17 protein-coding genes are annotated in these 14,837 nt (G+C 49.3%); 3 read left to right on the forward strand and 14 right to left on the reverse strand.

What is annotated here, in order from left to right; translation table 11 throughout:
* Position 1: 1 nt before the first annotated feature.
* Positions 2-1,435, reverse strand: a complete 1,434-nt coding sequence (gene ccoG / locus WCN91_RS06625; protein ID WP_342677460.1) for a cytochrome c oxidase accessory protein CcoG — start codon at positions 1,433-1,435, stop codon at positions 2-4.
* Between the two features lie 213 nt (positions 1,436-1,648).
* On the opposite strand from ccoG, the gene WCN91_RS06630 reads away from it, so the two are divergent.
* Together WCN91_RS06630 and WCN91_RS06635 are read left to right on the forward strand one after the other, a co-directional pair.
* Complete coding sequence (locus tag WCN91_RS06630) at positions 1,649-1,990, forward strand: hypothetical protein (RefSeq protein WP_342677462.1); 342 nt, start codon at positions 1,649-1,651, stop codon at positions 1,988-1,990.
* Between the two features lie 6 nt (positions 1,991-1,996).
* Positions 1,997-2,194: a hypothetical protein gene (locus WCN91_RS06635; protein WP_342677464.1), complete on the forward strand. Its 198-nt coding sequence runs from the start codon at positions 1,997-1,999 to the stop codon at positions 2,192-2,194.
* Between the two features lie 23 nt (positions 2,195-2,217).
* Here WCN91_RS06635 and WCN91_RS06640 read toward each other — a convergent pair whose 3' ends face one another.
* The 13 genes from WCN91_RS06640 to gspC are packed head-to-tail and all read right to left on the reverse strand — an operon-like array spanning position 2,218 to position 14,224.
* On the reverse strand, positions 2,218-2,823 hold the full coding sequence (locus WCN91_RS06640; protein WP_342677466.1) for a UPF0149 family protein: 606 nt from the start codon (positions 2,821-2,823) through the stop codon (positions 2,218-2,220).
* Positions 2,823-3,587, reverse strand: coding sequence for a type II secretion system protein N (locus tag WCN91_RS06645; protein ID WP_342677468.1), 765 nt, complete (start codon positions 3,585-3,587; stop codon positions 2,823-2,825). The genes WCN91_RS06640 and WCN91_RS06645 overlap by 1 nt, the downstream gene beginning before the upstream one ends.
* Positions 3,588-3,589: 2 nt before the next feature.
* On the reverse strand, positions 3,590-4,060 hold the full coding sequence (gspM, locus tag WCN91_RS06650; RefSeq protein ID WP_342677470.1) for a type II secretion system protein GspM: 471 nt from the start codon (positions 4,058-4,060) through the stop codon (positions 3,590-3,592).
* Positions 4,057-5,262: a type II secretion system protein GspL gene (gene gspL, locus WCN91_RS06655; RefSeq protein ID WP_342677472.1), complete on the reverse strand. Its 1,206-nt coding sequence runs from the start codon at positions 5,260-5,262 to the stop codon at positions 4,057-4,059. Before gspL ends, gspM begins: the two co-directional genes overlap by 4 nt.
* Entirely contained in the window at positions 5,259-6,251 is a 993-nt protein-coding gene (gene gspK, locus WCN91_RS06660; protein ID WP_342677474.1) for a type II secretion system minor pseudopilin GspK, read from the reverse strand. The genes gspL and gspK overlap by 4 nt, the downstream gene beginning before the upstream one ends.
* A complete protein-coding gene (gene gspJ, locus WCN91_RS06665) occupies positions 6,244-6,975 on the reverse strand; it encodes a type II secretion system minor pseudopilin GspJ (RefSeq protein WP_342677476.1) in 732 nt (243 codons plus the stop codon). The genes gspK and gspJ overlap by 8 nt, the downstream gene beginning before the upstream one ends.
* Positions 6,972-7,379, reverse strand: coding sequence for a type II secretion system minor pseudopilin GspI (gene gspI / locus WCN91_RS06670; RefSeq protein ID WP_342677478.1), 408 nt, complete (start codon positions 7,377-7,379; stop codon positions 6,972-6,974). Before gspI ends, gspJ begins: the two co-directional genes overlap by 4 nt.
* On the reverse strand, positions 7,376-7,960 hold the full coding sequence (gspH, locus tag WCN91_RS06675) for a type II secretion system minor pseudopilin GspH (protein WP_342677480.1): 585 nt from the start codon (positions 7,958-7,960) through the stop codon (positions 7,376-7,378). The genes gspI and gspH overlap by 4 nt, the downstream gene beginning before the upstream one ends.
* A 2-nt stretch (positions 7,961-7,962) precedes the next feature.
* The gene (gene gspG / locus WCN91_RS06680; protein WP_342677482.1) at positions 7,963-8,385 is read right to left on the reverse strand and encodes a type II secretion system major pseudopilin GspG; all 423 of its coding nucleotides are present in this window, start codon (positions 8,383-8,385) and stop codon (positions 7,963-7,965) included.
* Positions 8,386-8,429: 44 nt separating this feature from the next.
* A complete protein-coding gene (gspF, locus tag WCN91_RS06685) occupies positions 8,430-9,662 on the reverse strand; it encodes a type II secretion system inner membrane protein GspF (RefSeq protein WP_342677484.1) in 1,233 nt (410 codons plus the stop codon).
* On the reverse strand, positions 9,662-11,158 hold the full coding sequence (gene gspE / locus WCN91_RS06690; protein WP_425416019.1) for a type II secretion system ATPase GspE: 1,497 nt from the start codon (positions 11,156-11,158) through the stop codon (positions 9,662-9,664). The genes gspF and gspE overlap by 1 nt, the downstream gene beginning before the upstream one ends.
* Positions 11,159-11,210: 52 nt before the next feature.
* Positions 11,211-13,277 carry a type II secretion system secretin GspD gene (gspD, locus tag WCN91_RS06695; RefSeq protein ID WP_342677489.1) on the reverse strand — a complete coding sequence of 689 codons (2,067 nt, stop codon included), beginning with the start codon at positions 13,275-13,277 and terminating at the stop codon, positions 11,211-11,213.
* A 23-nt stretch (positions 13,278-13,300) separates the two neighbouring features.
* A complete protein-coding gene (gspC, locus tag WCN91_RS06700) occupies positions 13,301-14,224 on the reverse strand; it encodes a type II secretion system protein GspC (protein ID WP_342677491.1) in 924 nt (307 codons plus the stop codon).
* 211 nt (positions 14,225-14,435) lie between these two features.
* On the opposite strand from gspC, the gene hslR reads away from it, so the two are divergent.
* On the forward strand, positions 14,436-14,837 hold the full coding sequence (gene hslR / locus WCN91_RS06705; protein ID WP_342677493.1) for a ribosome-associated heat shock protein Hsp15: 402 nt from the start codon (positions 14,436-14,438) through the stop codon (positions 14,835-14,837).

Here is a 14,837-nt window from a genome sequence, read left to right on the forward strand (position 1 = left end):
CTTAACGACCTTTAAAGAAGTTGCTGCTTTGCTTAATTTGCGACTCGGGATCCGTCACCGGGTAAAGCACAAAATTAAACTCTGTCATCGGCTTTTTCAGATCGTAGGGGTCGATAATCACAGACAAGGGCAGATCGTGAGAGCGTCCCGGTGCTACGCTAAACTCAAGCTGACCGATCACCTGGTAATGCTCCAGCCCCTCAACCTCAACGCGGAACTGCTGAGTTACCTGGGCCTTATTCAATACCTTCAATGTATAGGTGTTTTCTACCAAGCCATCGACATTAACGCGGAACAGCTGATTACGGTCACGAATAATATCGAGATCCATAGGCACCCGCATGGCGATATTGGCCGCCAGTGCACCGACGAGAATAAAGAGAATAATTGAGTAGCCGATTAACTTGCCGCGCACCGGTTTGGTTTTCTCGGCGGAAGCCTCCAGGTTACGTTCCGTGGTATAGGAGATCAGGCCGCGTGGATAATTCATCTTATCCATAACGCCGTCACAGGCATCGATACAAGCACCACAGTTAATACACTCGTACTGCAAACCGTTACGAATATCTATACCGGTAGGACACACCTGCACGCACAGGCTACAGTCGATACAATCACCCAGCCCCAACTCTTTAGGGTCTTGTTTACGTCCACGCGGACCGCGGTTTTCACCACGCTTGGCATCATAGCTTACGGTAAAGGTGTCTTTGTCGAACATGGCCGACTGGAAGCGCGAATAAGGACAAATATGCAAACACATAATTTCCCGCATCCAGCCTGCATTACCATAGGTACAAAGGGCAAATACGACAATATTCAACAGCGCATAGCCGCCCACTGAAAAGGTCACAAAGTCGATCACCAGCTCACGCATGGGTGTAAAGTAGCCGACAAAGGTAATGGCGGTATACAAGGAGAAAAGCAACCAGCTGCCATGTTTAGCCGTTTTGCGCCAAAACTTATCAAAGTCCATGGGGCGCTGATCCAGCTTTTTACGCTGGTTAGCGGTGCCTTCAAACTTCTCTTCAAACCAGATAAAGATAAAGGTCCACACAGTTTGCGGGCAGGTATAACCACACCAGACACGGCCGTAGAAGGTGGTCACCAAAAACAGCGCAAAGGCGGCAATCATAAAAATAAAGGCGAGTATGGTTAAGTCTTGCGGCCAGAAAGTCAGGGCAAAGATACTGAACTGTTGATTCTCAATATCGAAAAGTACCGCTTGCTGGCCATTATAATTAATCCATGGCAAGAGCATAAAAGCGAGCATACCGATTAAGCCGATACGCTGCCTTAGCAGTTGATGCAATCCGGTGACGGCCCGGACATAAATACGGTTACGGGGATTAAATCTATCGTACTCGGCCGCGCTGGGCTTCACGATTTTCACGTCACTGGGTATGTTTTTTACCTTGATCCGCTGCTCTTTTTCCATCTTAGTTCCTCAACGCCAGGGATTTAGGAATGGGCAAACTCACCTAATTGGTAATTAGGTTTGTCGTTTCGGGCAAGTATATCAATTCGGCCACCAAAATGATGTAACCAGGAGATTATATTTCACCCTAAGCGCTTTAATAAGCTTGCTTTTAAAACCCAGAGTTTACTACACTAACAGCGTACCCGTTACCACCTAGATCAAGGTTTACTCATGAAGAAGTTATTACTGTTGGTCGTTATTCTTTTAGCACTGCTGAGTGTCGATCATCCATTGATCAAAAACCCCCGTGACAAGATTCTTGGCTCTGTGGTGTCGGATTTAAGTGATTCCACCCAGGTACAACGTGAAGTAAAGGCAAAACATGCCTTAACTGAGGTCCGCTCTCAGCTTAAATTAAACAAAGATCAGGATACCCATCTCGCCGACAGCTTTAAAACGGTTAGAGGTATGCACTGGTGGGAGCAAAAATACTGTAAAAACAGGGAGCTTAATCAGTATTTTTATGGTGATGATTTACTGCAGACCTGCACCATTATTGCGGCTACCCACTAGTAAGCAATGGACTTCTCAGCACTAAACAAAAAGCAGGGCGATTCTTTTGCCGAGCACAAACGCCTGCTGCAGCAACTGAGCAAGGGTAAAACCGTGTTATGCAAGCACTGCCAAGGCGCTATCAGCTTGCAACTCGCCGAGCCCGGCTATGCCAAAGCCCGTTGCGCCAAGGGCTGCACCGACCTGCTACTGCAACTCGGCTAAGCATTGATTTCACACCTGATGGTTCAGGTTTCCCAGTGCTCCTCATCATCGAATAAACCACTTTGCACCGCGGTAAGTTCAATCAGCTCGGCAAATCCCAGGCTGAAATCAGTCATCATATCGACCAGTGCATCATTAAATGCCTGCTTATCCTGACCAGAGCTTGCCGCATGTATGCTGAATTGCTCAGCATCGGCAAATAGTCCAAGTACAGTGACCGCCTGAGCAAGCATCTCTTTACTTTGTTCAGGGCAAGCTGGGGCGTTAAGCAAGGGCTCAAGATAATAACTGACACCCAGTACAAAGCCCTGCGCCCACTGATGCAGCTCAGCATCGGCGGCAAGATTATCCTGCCAATGCTGTGCAACTGTGACATTGCTAGTGAGCTTATAGCCACTTTCAAACACCTGCTCACTGATCTGCTGATGCAGACCCATAAGTGCAAATAAAACACTTTCATCGCAATCGGCAGCATGGTCACCAAGCACCTCTTGCAACCATTGTTCTTCTTCTATGGGAGCAGGGGCACAGATAAGCGCAAAAAGATAACCCTGAACCTGAGCCAAGGGCATGGCATTACCAGCCGCACTCAGGTATTCACGCAAGGGGGTAAGCGATAGCTCGTTCATTAGAAGTTGATCCGATAGCGACCATCGGCTCCCTGCGATCCCAGAAACTGCACCGCATCATGTACGTCCTTAGGCAGGCTGGCATCGGGTTTAATAAAGCCTTTAACACTAAACTGACCACGGTCGTCAAAGCCGGCATCAACCTGTAAACCCAGGCGGTTTTCCTTGGTAACTGTCACCTTGGCGGCGCCATTCACACAACCAAGTTCACCTTCAAGTTCACCAATACTAAACCAACCGTTACGACCCTTGACGCTGATATCCGCCGAGCTGATGGTGCCGGCTAGCGCCTGGCAATGAGGCTCACCTAGTTGGTAGTTATCCAGTTCGACAAACACCCGCCCCTTGGCCTCTGTAGGTATGGGTAGGCGCACTCGCTGCAGCACTTGCTCAAGTGAAAGTCGAGCTTGGGTATCGCGAAGCTCTAGTTCTTTGCTAAACAGACCGTAGACTAATTGACCCTGGGCCGAAATTTCGCTGGTATTGCGCTTATTACCCAGCACCAGATCCGTATTAAGCTTAGCCTGCAACAGCGCCAACGGCTGAACCTGCCATTTTGCCTGGCTGACATACTGGCCCTGATAACGCACGCCATGCACCTGGCCTTGCCAGATGGTTCCCGTGGCCGGACCCAGCTGTAAGCCCGGCGGTAAATCCTTTTTAACCCATTGCAGGGCCACCGAAGCGGGCAACAGAGCAATGGCGAAAACCAGCAAAAAAACAACAAAGACAACGGCTAGACCGCTGATTTTCTTCACAGACATAGTTACTCCAGAACGATACGACTAACACGGACATGGCCCGGTTTTGGATCTAAAGACAGCTCAATATTACTAATGGTCACGCCATGGTTTTTGACTATGTCGTCCAACCAAGACAAAAGTTGATTAAAGGGCACACTATCTATATTTAAGCGCAAGCCTTCACCGCTGGGCTGCATACGAGCAATCTCAATTTGATAGCGTGAGCGGGTGCTGTTCACCACCTGAGTGACATTGCCGCTGGGTACAGCTTTTGCTGAGCCGCCCTTAGCCTTAATTTGCACCACACTTTGCTGCACAAACTGTAATAATTCTTGCTGCTTGCTTAACTCTTGTTTGGCCTCAGCAACGGCGTTATTTAACGGCCGATAGATCACCATAACAAAGAAAAAGATGATAAAAATAACGCCGGCGATGCTTAGCAAACGCTGCTCTTGTGGCTTCAATGATTGCCAATAATTCGTTAATGCGCTCATTGTTCGCCCCTTATGCGTAATTCACCCACCACGGTTTCGCCGTCATTGTTTAATGACCCTTGGTCGACACTGAAACCGCGCTGTTCCAAGCGCGCCTTTACTTGTGCAAAACTTTGGAAGTCTTTGGCTCTGGCGCCAACCCGTAATTCGTTGCGACGCTGATCAAAACGCAGCGTTTGCGTTACAAACTCATTGCTTTGCTGCACGATATCGGCAAAATCCTGCAATATCATCAAAAAATCGGCGCCGCCGTCCTGGCTTTGCCCGCCCAGTGCGGTATTAATCTGGTTACGAATAAGATGCGGACGCACCTTGGTGCCGGGGAAAGCCGACTCATAGCTGCTCACCACCTGCTCTTTCACCGACTCGGCCTGAGAAGAATAGTGATACCACAGCCCCCCCTTGACGCCCAACATAAAGACCAGTGCCACACCCGCGGCAACCATGGCCGGACGCCATACCTTAATCCAGCCACTGCTTTTTTTCTTGTAGGCAAAGGTGCCTTGGCGCAAATTGATAGGCGAGACGGCCTTGGCAAACATGGCTAAAGGCAATTCAAACTTATCTTCGTGGCTATAGGTTTCAATGCCCAATTCGCCACTGGGTAATGGACTGTATAAGTCCAAGGTCTCGATGCCTGCCGAGATTAAATAGGCTGCTGCCCAATCAGGTTCCAGCTGTGCGCCTTGCCACTGGCTGGAACGCACCAAAAAACTGTCATCATTAATGGCAATGGCGCTGGCTCTTTGCGGTGCTGGCTCGGGCAGCAAGAGAGCATCAACATACACATTTGCCGCGGCAATATCGGCCTCGGCAAATAAATCCAGCCAGTTTTGCAACCACTGCTTATTGACCAGGGCAATATTAATAAAATGATTATCCGCCTCGCTGTAAGCATTACCATGGGCGATAAACAGGCTGTCGATATCGACCGCCACCTGCTCTTCCACCATAAAGGGTAAAGCCTGAGCCAGCTTGCGATTCCACTTCGCCGGCAATTTCACGCTTTGCAGCTGCACCTGAGCACAGGGCACTACTAAGGTGCAATCGCGATTGCGCGCCTTGTCCGTAAGTCCGGATAAAGCGGCTGCATCGGCCAGATGGCCGCTGGCGATAATTTCGTCCTCTGCGGGATTATATACCAGCCAATGAATAGGCTGCTCTGGGCGCTCGCCCACGTGGATCAGTAAGGATTCTCTCACTGCAGGCCTCCAAATTTTCGCGCCATAATGGAAATTTCTTTATTATTTATTTGTAATAGCGAGGTCATAGTAAACTCAAACTCGACAAAAGTTGCGGTTGTTTGCAATTGAAAATACGCACTCTTCAGCACAAACCGACCATCATCCTCTTTAACATCACGGCCCCCCTGCTGGGTTACCTCGTTAACAAATTCGCTCAGTGAATCAAAGCCTTTTTCCGGGCGTGCACTGATCACCGACTGCGCCGATGACTCGTCCAGCCCTTCAATCATAGCAGCCAGAAGCAAGGCTTGATCTTCGGTAATGGTATTTACATTTAATGCAAACACCTCACTGCCGGGGATCACGCAGACATAAGGAGCCAATTTACGCATCGCCAAGGGGTTAAAGCCTTTTACCAAGCGTAACTCGGAAATATCAGCAAAAAAGTTATTGGCGGTTAAATAAGGCACATCCCGGGATAAATATTCGTCTTCCTCGGCGCCGGAACGCATGGTAATACTGTCTTCATCCACCCAGTCAAACACGCTGTCGGCCATAGCCTCTTCGGACTCATCACTGGGCAAGTCATCAATTTCCTTCAATAAGGCTAACAGAGCCTTATGAGCCGGGTTAGATTTTACATAGCCGCCATTTTGCGTCTCGGGCTCAGCCCGTAGCGCATTAAGATTTAAACAGGCTTGCAAGTCTTTTATTTCCCCGGCGATGGTGCCATTTTCCACAGGAAACGGCGTATTGGCCGCCAAAGCCCAGCTCTGCTGCAGGTGCATTTTGTCCGGCTCTTCTTCGATACTTTCGCGCAGCACCTTTTGCGCCAGGGACTCAGCCGCATAGGCATACCATTTAGCCTGACGAAAATCGTTAAGATTCGATGACTTTTGCACCTGAACCATAAGATTCATACTCATCTGCGCGGCAATAGTTGCGGCCAGGGCAACAATAAATAAAACAATGATCAGGGCCGCCCCGCCTTGATGACGATTAACCATGATTAGGGCTCCCTGTCGAACCGCTGCCACCCGAGTTGTTGCCGCCTTGATTATTATTTCCGCCTTGGGAACCGCCTTGCTGCACTGGGATATCGCTGCCCTGACCGGCTAATAAAAACAATCGACGTATAGGGTCACCTTCTTTTAAGGTCAGATCCACGGCAACGGCCTTGGGTAACAGCTCCTGCTGCCACTGCTCCTGCCATGTTTGCGCCTGACCGTTAAAAAATTCAAACCTAAAATCTTCCACATCATTCAACAGCACCTGCACTCTAGGCTCACTGCTGTCTAACTGATCGACATAAAGACTATACAAACGCTCTAAACGCCCTTCTTGCACCCGATAAGCTACCGCTTGCAGTTCACTGCGCGGCAATAAGTAACCTGGGTTGGTCCAGCCGTTGCGTATAAAGGCAATGCCATCTAGTTCACTGCCAAATAAAAAGCGCTCGTGTAACAGGTATTTTTCCTGAAAATCGCCAGCCTCATTGCGCACCTTACGCTTACTGATCTGACTAAAATCCTGCTCCATCACCCGAAAAACCGTCTGCATACGCGACAATTGCTCAAGCGTCTCTTCCGACATTTCCTTGGTGCGAGTGCTGACCTCAAAAATCTGATGGGTGGCGCCGATAATAAAGGCCATTACGGCCAAGGCAACAAGCACCTCAACCAGGGTAAAAGCACGTTGGCGAGACACATTAGCAAAGCGGCTAGGCATCATGTTTTGCTCGCCTCTTTATCTATATAGGTCGCGAGCTCATAGGCAAACTGTTCGTGCTCTTCATCGGTAAATACGGAGATCACCACTTTCACAAAACTGCTGTTGGCGGTGCGTATCACTTCCTGTTGCCAATACCAGGTTACTCCGGCCAACTCGGTTTTACCCTTGGCACCATTTTTGGCATCCCACTTATCTCCCTGAGCACGAATTTCAACCAACTGGTTTTCCGCTACCCAGGAGCCATAGGTTTGCTCTTGAATGGCACCTAAATGATTAATGTGTTCGCCACTGATCTGCATGGCAGCGATCCCGGCCATAGCACAAATACTGAGCGCCACTAAAACTTCGATAAGGGTAAAGCCTGTGCTGCGCTTGCCTGAGCAAGATCTATGCTGAGCCATCATTGCAGCTCTTCTTGGTAAAGGCTAACCGGCGCCATAAATTCCCCTTCGATAATAAAGGGGGCCAGATCTTCGTCCGTATCCTGCAAGGCAAGACGTAGTTGAAACGGGCTGATTTCACCGGAGGATAGGATCATCACTTGGGGGATCTGCATTTTTTGCAGTTCAAGAAAGTCATCGTCATCGGCTCCCAACAGCTTTTGCCAATCCACTTCATTGAGCAGACTATCCTGCGCCCAAGGGAGATCTTCTTGATTCAGGGTCAGGGAAAAGTCGGACTCCAGCTTTTTGCCTTTTAGCACACCATCGCTGTCATCCAATGCTTGCCATTTTTGCTCGCCATAAACCATAAACTCATAACCATTTTCGTCATCTACAAATAAACCGAGCTGACGCTGATTAAGAATGGCGTATTCGGACGCAAAGTTAATGCTGGTTTGCAAGGCAAAGGCCGTTTGCTCTAACTCGTCGTGGCGTGAATCATCAATGCTATAAACTATCAGGTTGGCGCTAAACGCAATAATTGCCAGCACCACCAGAATTTCGATTAGGGTAAAACCGGATCGATGATTCACCGCCTTCATGCTTAGCGCTCTTCTTCGTCCCAGTTACCGATATCGTCTTCGGTGCCGGCTTCGCCATCAGGGCCCATAGAAAATACATCAATCTTACCGATTTCACCCGGATAGATTAGCTGGTAAGGGTTACCCCAAGGATCCATTGGCAATTCATTGATAAAGCCACCTTCAGGGAAACGCTTTGGAATTGGCTCTATGCTGGTCTTGGTCACGAGTGCTTCCAAACCCTGCTCTGTAGTTGGGTAGGTATTAACGCGCAACTTATACATGCTTAGCGCATCTTCAATTTGCTGAATATCCAACTGTGCCTTATCCAGATCGGCTTCTTCTTTTTGGCCCATGATATTCGGGGCTACAATCGACATGATCATGCCTATGATGACCAATACCACCATCACTTCAAGTAATGAAAAACCAGACTGCTTTCTCATTGTTCGTACCTCTAAATTTACTGAAATCTGTGTTTACTTGGCCACTATAAGCCAATTGCCTTGTTCATTGCCATGATTGGCTGCAATATTGCCATTACGATAAATAGCACAATTAGCGCCATGCTCGCTATCATTGCCGGCTCTAAGAGTTTTAGTGACACATTCACCATGGTCTCAAACTCGCGGTCCTGGTTGTCGGCGGCACGCTCAAGCATTTGCTCCAACTCACCGGACTTTTCACCGCTGGCAATCATATGCAGCATCATGGGTGGGAAAAGTTTAGACTGTTCCAAAGATGCCCGCAGGCTGGCACCTTCGCTGACCCGGGTCGCCGCTTCGGCCACCGCCTGTTTGATTTTTTCGTTCTCCAATACCTGACCTGAGATCTTCATGCCTTCGAGTAAGGGCACTGCACTGGAAGAAAGTATGCTTAACGTGCGGGCAAAGCGGGCGGTGTTCAAGCCACGGCTGACCTTGCCCAAACCGGGTATGGCCAACAAGCGAGTGTGATACCAAAAACGAATATTGGGACGCTTCAAGGCCTGCTTAATCGCGACCACCACGGCTATCAGCACGACCAGGGTAATAAACCAGTAGTTTTGCACAAAGGCACTGGCCGCCATAACCCATTCGGTGGTCCAAGGCAGAGCCTGTTTGGATTTCTCAAAGGTTTTTAAGATCTCGGGAACGACTGTACCAAGCAAGATAGACACTATGGCAATGGCGAACACCACAAGTATGGTGGGATACACCATGGCCTGCACTATTTGCGAGCGCATATGCTGGCGCTGTTCAGTGTAGTCAGCCAGGCGGTTTAATACCTGATCCAAATGCCCGGATTTTTCCCCTGCCGCTACCATGGCACGATAGAGATTATCGAAAACGTGAGGAAACTCGGCAAGACCATCGGCCAGGGTATAACCTTCAACCACCTTGGAACGCACCGCCATCAACATCTTTTTTAAGCGCGGCTTTTCACACTGTTCGGCCACCGCCATCACCGCCGCTTCAACCGGTAAAGCCGACTGAATCAGGGTCGCCAACTGGCGAGTGATCAAAGCCAAGTCAGAGGTGGATATCTTGGCCTTAAACAAGCCACTGAACATCCCTGTTTTTGCAGCACTGGCCTTTTCCTGCGAAGCCGCAAGCTCAACCACTAAAGGCATTAAACCCTTATCGCGCAATTGCTGACGCACCTGTTTGGCGGTATCGGCCTCTAACAGGCCCTTCTTTTCTTTACCTTTGCCATCCAGAGCTCGATATTCAAACGCCGCCACTATTGCTCCTCACGGGTGACCCGTAATACTTCTTCCAGAGTGGTTTTGCCAGCCAACACGCGGGTACAACCGTCGCCACGAATACTCGGGCTATGTTGACGAATGTATTTCTCAACCGCTTGCTCGCCCTTACCATTGTGAATAAGTTCGCGAATATGGTCGTTCACGATCAACAGCTCATGAATACCGGTTCGGCCTTTATAGCCGTTGTAGTTACATTCTTCACAGCCCACGGCACGGTAAATAACCGGCGCCGATTCAGCGCTAACGCCGAGCATCTGACACTCGTTGGCATCAGCCTGATGTGGCTGCTTACAAGAGTTACACAAGGTACGTACCAGACGCTGCGACAAGACCCCGAGTAAAGATGAAGAAAGCAGGAAGGACTCCACGCCCATATCTTCCATCCGGGTAATGGCGCCAGCGGCGGTGTTGGTGTGCAGGGTCGATAATACCAGGTGGCCGGTTAAGGAGGCCTGTACGGCGATCTGCGCTGTTTCCAGGTCACGGATCTCACCGACCATAACCACATCCGGATCCTGACGCAAAATTGCTCGTAAGCCACGGGCAAAGGTCATATCCACCTTAGGGTTAACCTGAGTCTGGCCTATGCCTGGAATTTCATATTCGATTGGATCTTCAACGGTTAATATATTACGATCTTTACTGTTGATTTCGCTCATACCGGCATACAAGGTCGTACTCTTACCCGAGCCCGTAGGACCGGTAACCAGGATAATACCGTGAGGCTTGCGGATCAGCTCGTCGAACAACTCCTGATTGTGCTGCGTCATGCCTAAGTCTTGCAGATTAAGACGGGCATTGTTTTTGTCCAACAAACGCAGCACCACACGCTCACCAAAGCTCGATGGCATGGTCGATACCCGCACATCAACGGCGCGACCGGCGATTCTTAAGCTAATACGACCGTCTTGTGGCACCCGCTTTTCAGCGATATCCAGCTTGGCCATAACCTTGATACGCGACACCAAAAGCGACGACAGTTTACGATTTGGTTTAAGTACTTCTTTAAGCACGCCATCGACACGAAAACGTATCACCAGATCCTGCTCAAAGGTTTCTATATGTATATCCGAGGCGCCTTCTTTAATGGCTTCGCCGAGCATGGCGTTGATCAACTTGATAATAGGCGCATCATCGTCACCGGCCAGCAGATCTTCGGTTTGCGGCAGCTCTTCGGCAAGGGAGAATAGATCCGCCTCATTGCCAATGTCTTCCATGATCTGCTGGGTTTCCGAGCTGTCTCTTTGATAAGAGGCTTCCAACAGCAGCTCAAATTTATCTTCTGCGAGCTTTTCCACCACAAAACCGCGGCCGGCGAAACGACGCACTTCCAGCATCACCTGGGCGTCTAAAGCATTGGCATAATAGAGCACCAGTTGCTGGTCATTTTCGACCAACAACACCTGGAAACGACGGGCATAAGCAAAAGGCAGTCGCAACGGCGCTGCGGCAAGCACTTCCGATACTTCCATCAGCTCTTCGTCGCTTACCTGCACCTCAACAGAGGCATCATTGGCCACTTGCTCAGTCATTGTTACGCTCAGCCTTATTCTGTTCTCTCAGGTACTCTTCATACGTAGGAGGCAATACCAGAGCGTCGTCCCACTCAGGAAGCATGGGTACCTTCTCAAATGGCATCAGATCGATACCACCATCATCCTGTTTTAACTGCTCGCCGCGGATAAAGTTATACTTGCTGTGGCTAAGACGGTTCATGCTCTCGCTGTCGCGAAGAATAGTCGGGCGAATAAAGACTATCAGGTTACGCTTACGCTTGGCCGTACTGGTCGACTTAAACAGGTGACCCAGTACTGGAATATCGCCCAGTAATGGCACCTTAGAAACACTTTCTTGTACGTCTTCGTCGATCAAGCCACCTAGTACCACCATGCCGCCGTCATCGGCTAGAACTGTTGTGGTAATGGCACGCTTGTTGATAGAGATATCCACCGCGGTAGAGCCAGCAACGTTCGATACTTCCTGCTCAATTGTCAGTTGTACCGCCGAGCCATCATTGATTTGCGGCGTTACTTTGAGTTTCACACCCACTTCCTGACGCTCAACGGTCTGGAATGGGTTATCGTTGTTACTGCCAGTCGATGAGCCGGTGATAATTGGTACTTCCTGACCCACGATCATCGAAGCTTCTTCGTTATCCATGGTGGTGATCGAAGGTGTCGCTAGAATGTTCGAGTTGGTATCATTTGATACCGCCTGCACTATGGCGCCCCAGTCGTTGCGGACAATACCCATGGCCAAACCATTGATACCGCCTAGCAGCGCACCTAACGGGCCTAAGTCACCCTCGCGAGTACGCTTAATTTCGGTCACATTACCAGTTTCGGTGCCAATCACATTCTCAGTAATGGTCTCATCACGAGCTTGCTCGGCGGCCACGGCCAATGCACCCACGGGCACAGTGGTACCGTTATTAAACTGCAGCATGCCGCCTTCTTCGGTGATCCACTGCAGGCCAAAGTTAATGCCGTCGCCTTCGGATACTTCAACGATAATGGCTTCAACCAATACCTGAGCACGGCGAATATCCAAACGCTCTATTACTTTCTCAAGCGAGCGCATCATATCCGGCTGCGCGGTAATAACCAGTGAGTTGGAATCGCTATGGGCTTCAATGCTGATATCGCTGCGAGAGCGACGCGATGTGCGCTGAGTAGCAGCGGCGCCCTGTTGTTCTTCGGTCAGTGATTTACTTACACCTTGTAATACGGTAACCAGCTCTTCGGCCTTGGCGTAGTTAAGATAAAACACCTTGGTATTACCCGTGCTTTCCAACTCGTTATCAAGACGCTTCACTAATTCTATGGCACGGGTGCGGGCCTGGCCTTCACCACTGACGATCACACTGTTGGTGCGCTCATCGGCAACCACGCGGGGGATCAAAAACTCGGGCACACTGCCCTTGCCGGTATCTTTAAAAATATTATCGACTACGGATACCACATCTGCGGCGGTGGCATGTTTTAAGCGAACAATATCCACGCTCTTATCACCGGCTTGGTCAACCAGGCGAATGATCTCTACCAGGCGGTTCACCGACTCGGCATGGCCGGTCAGCATCATAACGTTCGATGGGTTAAAGTTAGTTACATGGCCGCCGTCTTTTTGATCGCTGAATTGACGAATAAGTGGGCCAAGCTCTTGCACGGTTACGTTTTTAACTCGTACTACGCGGGTCACTAGCATATCACCGCCGTAACCGTCTTCTTCGCCGATCACCGGCACATTGGTCTTTTTCGCGTCCGAGCTTTTTTCTACCTTAAGAATACCGTTAGGCATTTCTACCGCAGCAAAGCCATGCACTTCAAGCACATTGAGGAAGAATTGATAATACAATTCTTCGTCCATCAACTCATAACTGCGGACATTGATTTTACCGCGCACATTGGGGTCGATGATCACGGTTTTATTGAGGTTTTTACCGACGATATTAATAAATTCATTAATATCCGTGCCTTTAAAATTTGCCGCATACTCAACTGCATACAGGTTTAAACTAATACCAGCGGCAAAAAAGAGCGCACCATATTTGGCCAACCCTTTGAAAATTTTTGTGCGAAATTTCGCGCCCATTATTCTTCTCTCCACACTTGTGATTATTGCAGGCTAAATTGCACGTCGATAAGCTGGCCATTACGATTCACCGTAATCGCCGCATCTGTACTTGAACGAAGCTCCTGCAAAGCCGCCATTGCTTGTTTCATATCGGTGAGTTGATAGCCATTAATCGCAACAGCAATATCATTATTCTCTAAGCCCATCTGCTTAAACAGCTGGGGATCTTTACCCGGACTTAACTTGTAACCTTGCAACTGTCCCTGGTTGCGCACCGGGCTGACACGGATATAGTCCGCCAGTTTGCCGGGATCCGCCAATACCTCTTCGCGTTTTTGTTTTATCTCTGCTTTGAGCTCGGGATTGGCGGTAACATTCACGCTTTGCTTCGCCTGTTGTCGGCTGGGGCCGGAGCTTTGTGGCTCCTTGCTGGCCGGAACCGGCATGCTGACCGTTTTGGTAAAACTGATACCATCGAGCATCAGGGTTTCAAAACGACCGTTAACGTCCAAAATGGCGCGATCGGGCAAAACTTTAGCCAGTTTTGCTCGGGTGCCCTTGATCACATCATCTATGCCGTAGGTTTCCTGGTTACCCTGGGATTCGATAATGGCCAAGCCGGCACTGTTATCATCGGTGGCTGCCACAACTCCGGTAAGGTTGATGCTTAAACGTGTTTCGGGAGCATCGCTGGTCACTTCTTGCTTGGGCTGCTCCTGCACTACGGCCGCAACATCACCAAATAATTTAACTGCCTTAATAGCGGCAATATTGACGCCATTATTTGCCGTCGAGGTCGTAGTCGCCGGCGGCATGACCGCCGTAACTTGTGGTTGTGGCCACAGTAACCACACCAATGAAGCCGCTAAATAGCCACAATATATTGTCGTAGCCAGCACTATAGCAGTCACAATCTTCGTCTGTGGAAGCTGTTTAAGCCTTTGTTGTAGTTGGGCTAAATCCAAAACTGTTCACTATTATCATTATGTTAACTAACGCCACATAGTACATTCATCACCTGCGTTCAACAAGCGCGTACTGTAGCAATCTGTAAAATCGGGGCACGACTATATAAGCTAAGTAAGGCATCTGTATTACAGTCTTGCCAACTTTTTTTACACTGGCTTATATGCTAACTTTGCCCTTCTATACGGGCTTGCAATTAGGCCAAACATCATGACCAAAACCCCCGAACAAAAACCCGACCCAGTACGCTTAGATAAGTGGCTCTGGGCGGTGCGTTTATATAAGACCCGCGCCCTGGCTCGCGAGATGGTGCAAGGCGGCCGAGTGCATTACAATGGCCAACGCTGTAAACCCAGCAAGCAGGTTGAGGTAGGTGCGCAAATTCGTCTCGCTCAGGGCTTCGATGAAAAGAAAATTAGGGTAGTTAAATTACTTGAAAAACGCGCTGCCGCCCCCATTGCTGAGACTTGCTATGAGGAAACAGAGCAAAGTAAGCAAAAACGCGAAGAAAACGCGCAAGCCCGCAAAAATAACGCCTTCTTTGCACCGCATCCAGATCACAAGCCGGATAAAAAACAGCGCCGTGAACTGATCAAGTTTAAAGCCAGATAG

This window comes from Pseudoalteromonas qingdaonensis, assembly GCF_038739665.1.
Lineage (GTDB): Bacteria > Pseudomonadota > Gammaproteobacteria > Enterobacterales > Alteromonadaceae > Pseudoalteromonas > Pseudoalteromonas qingdaonensis.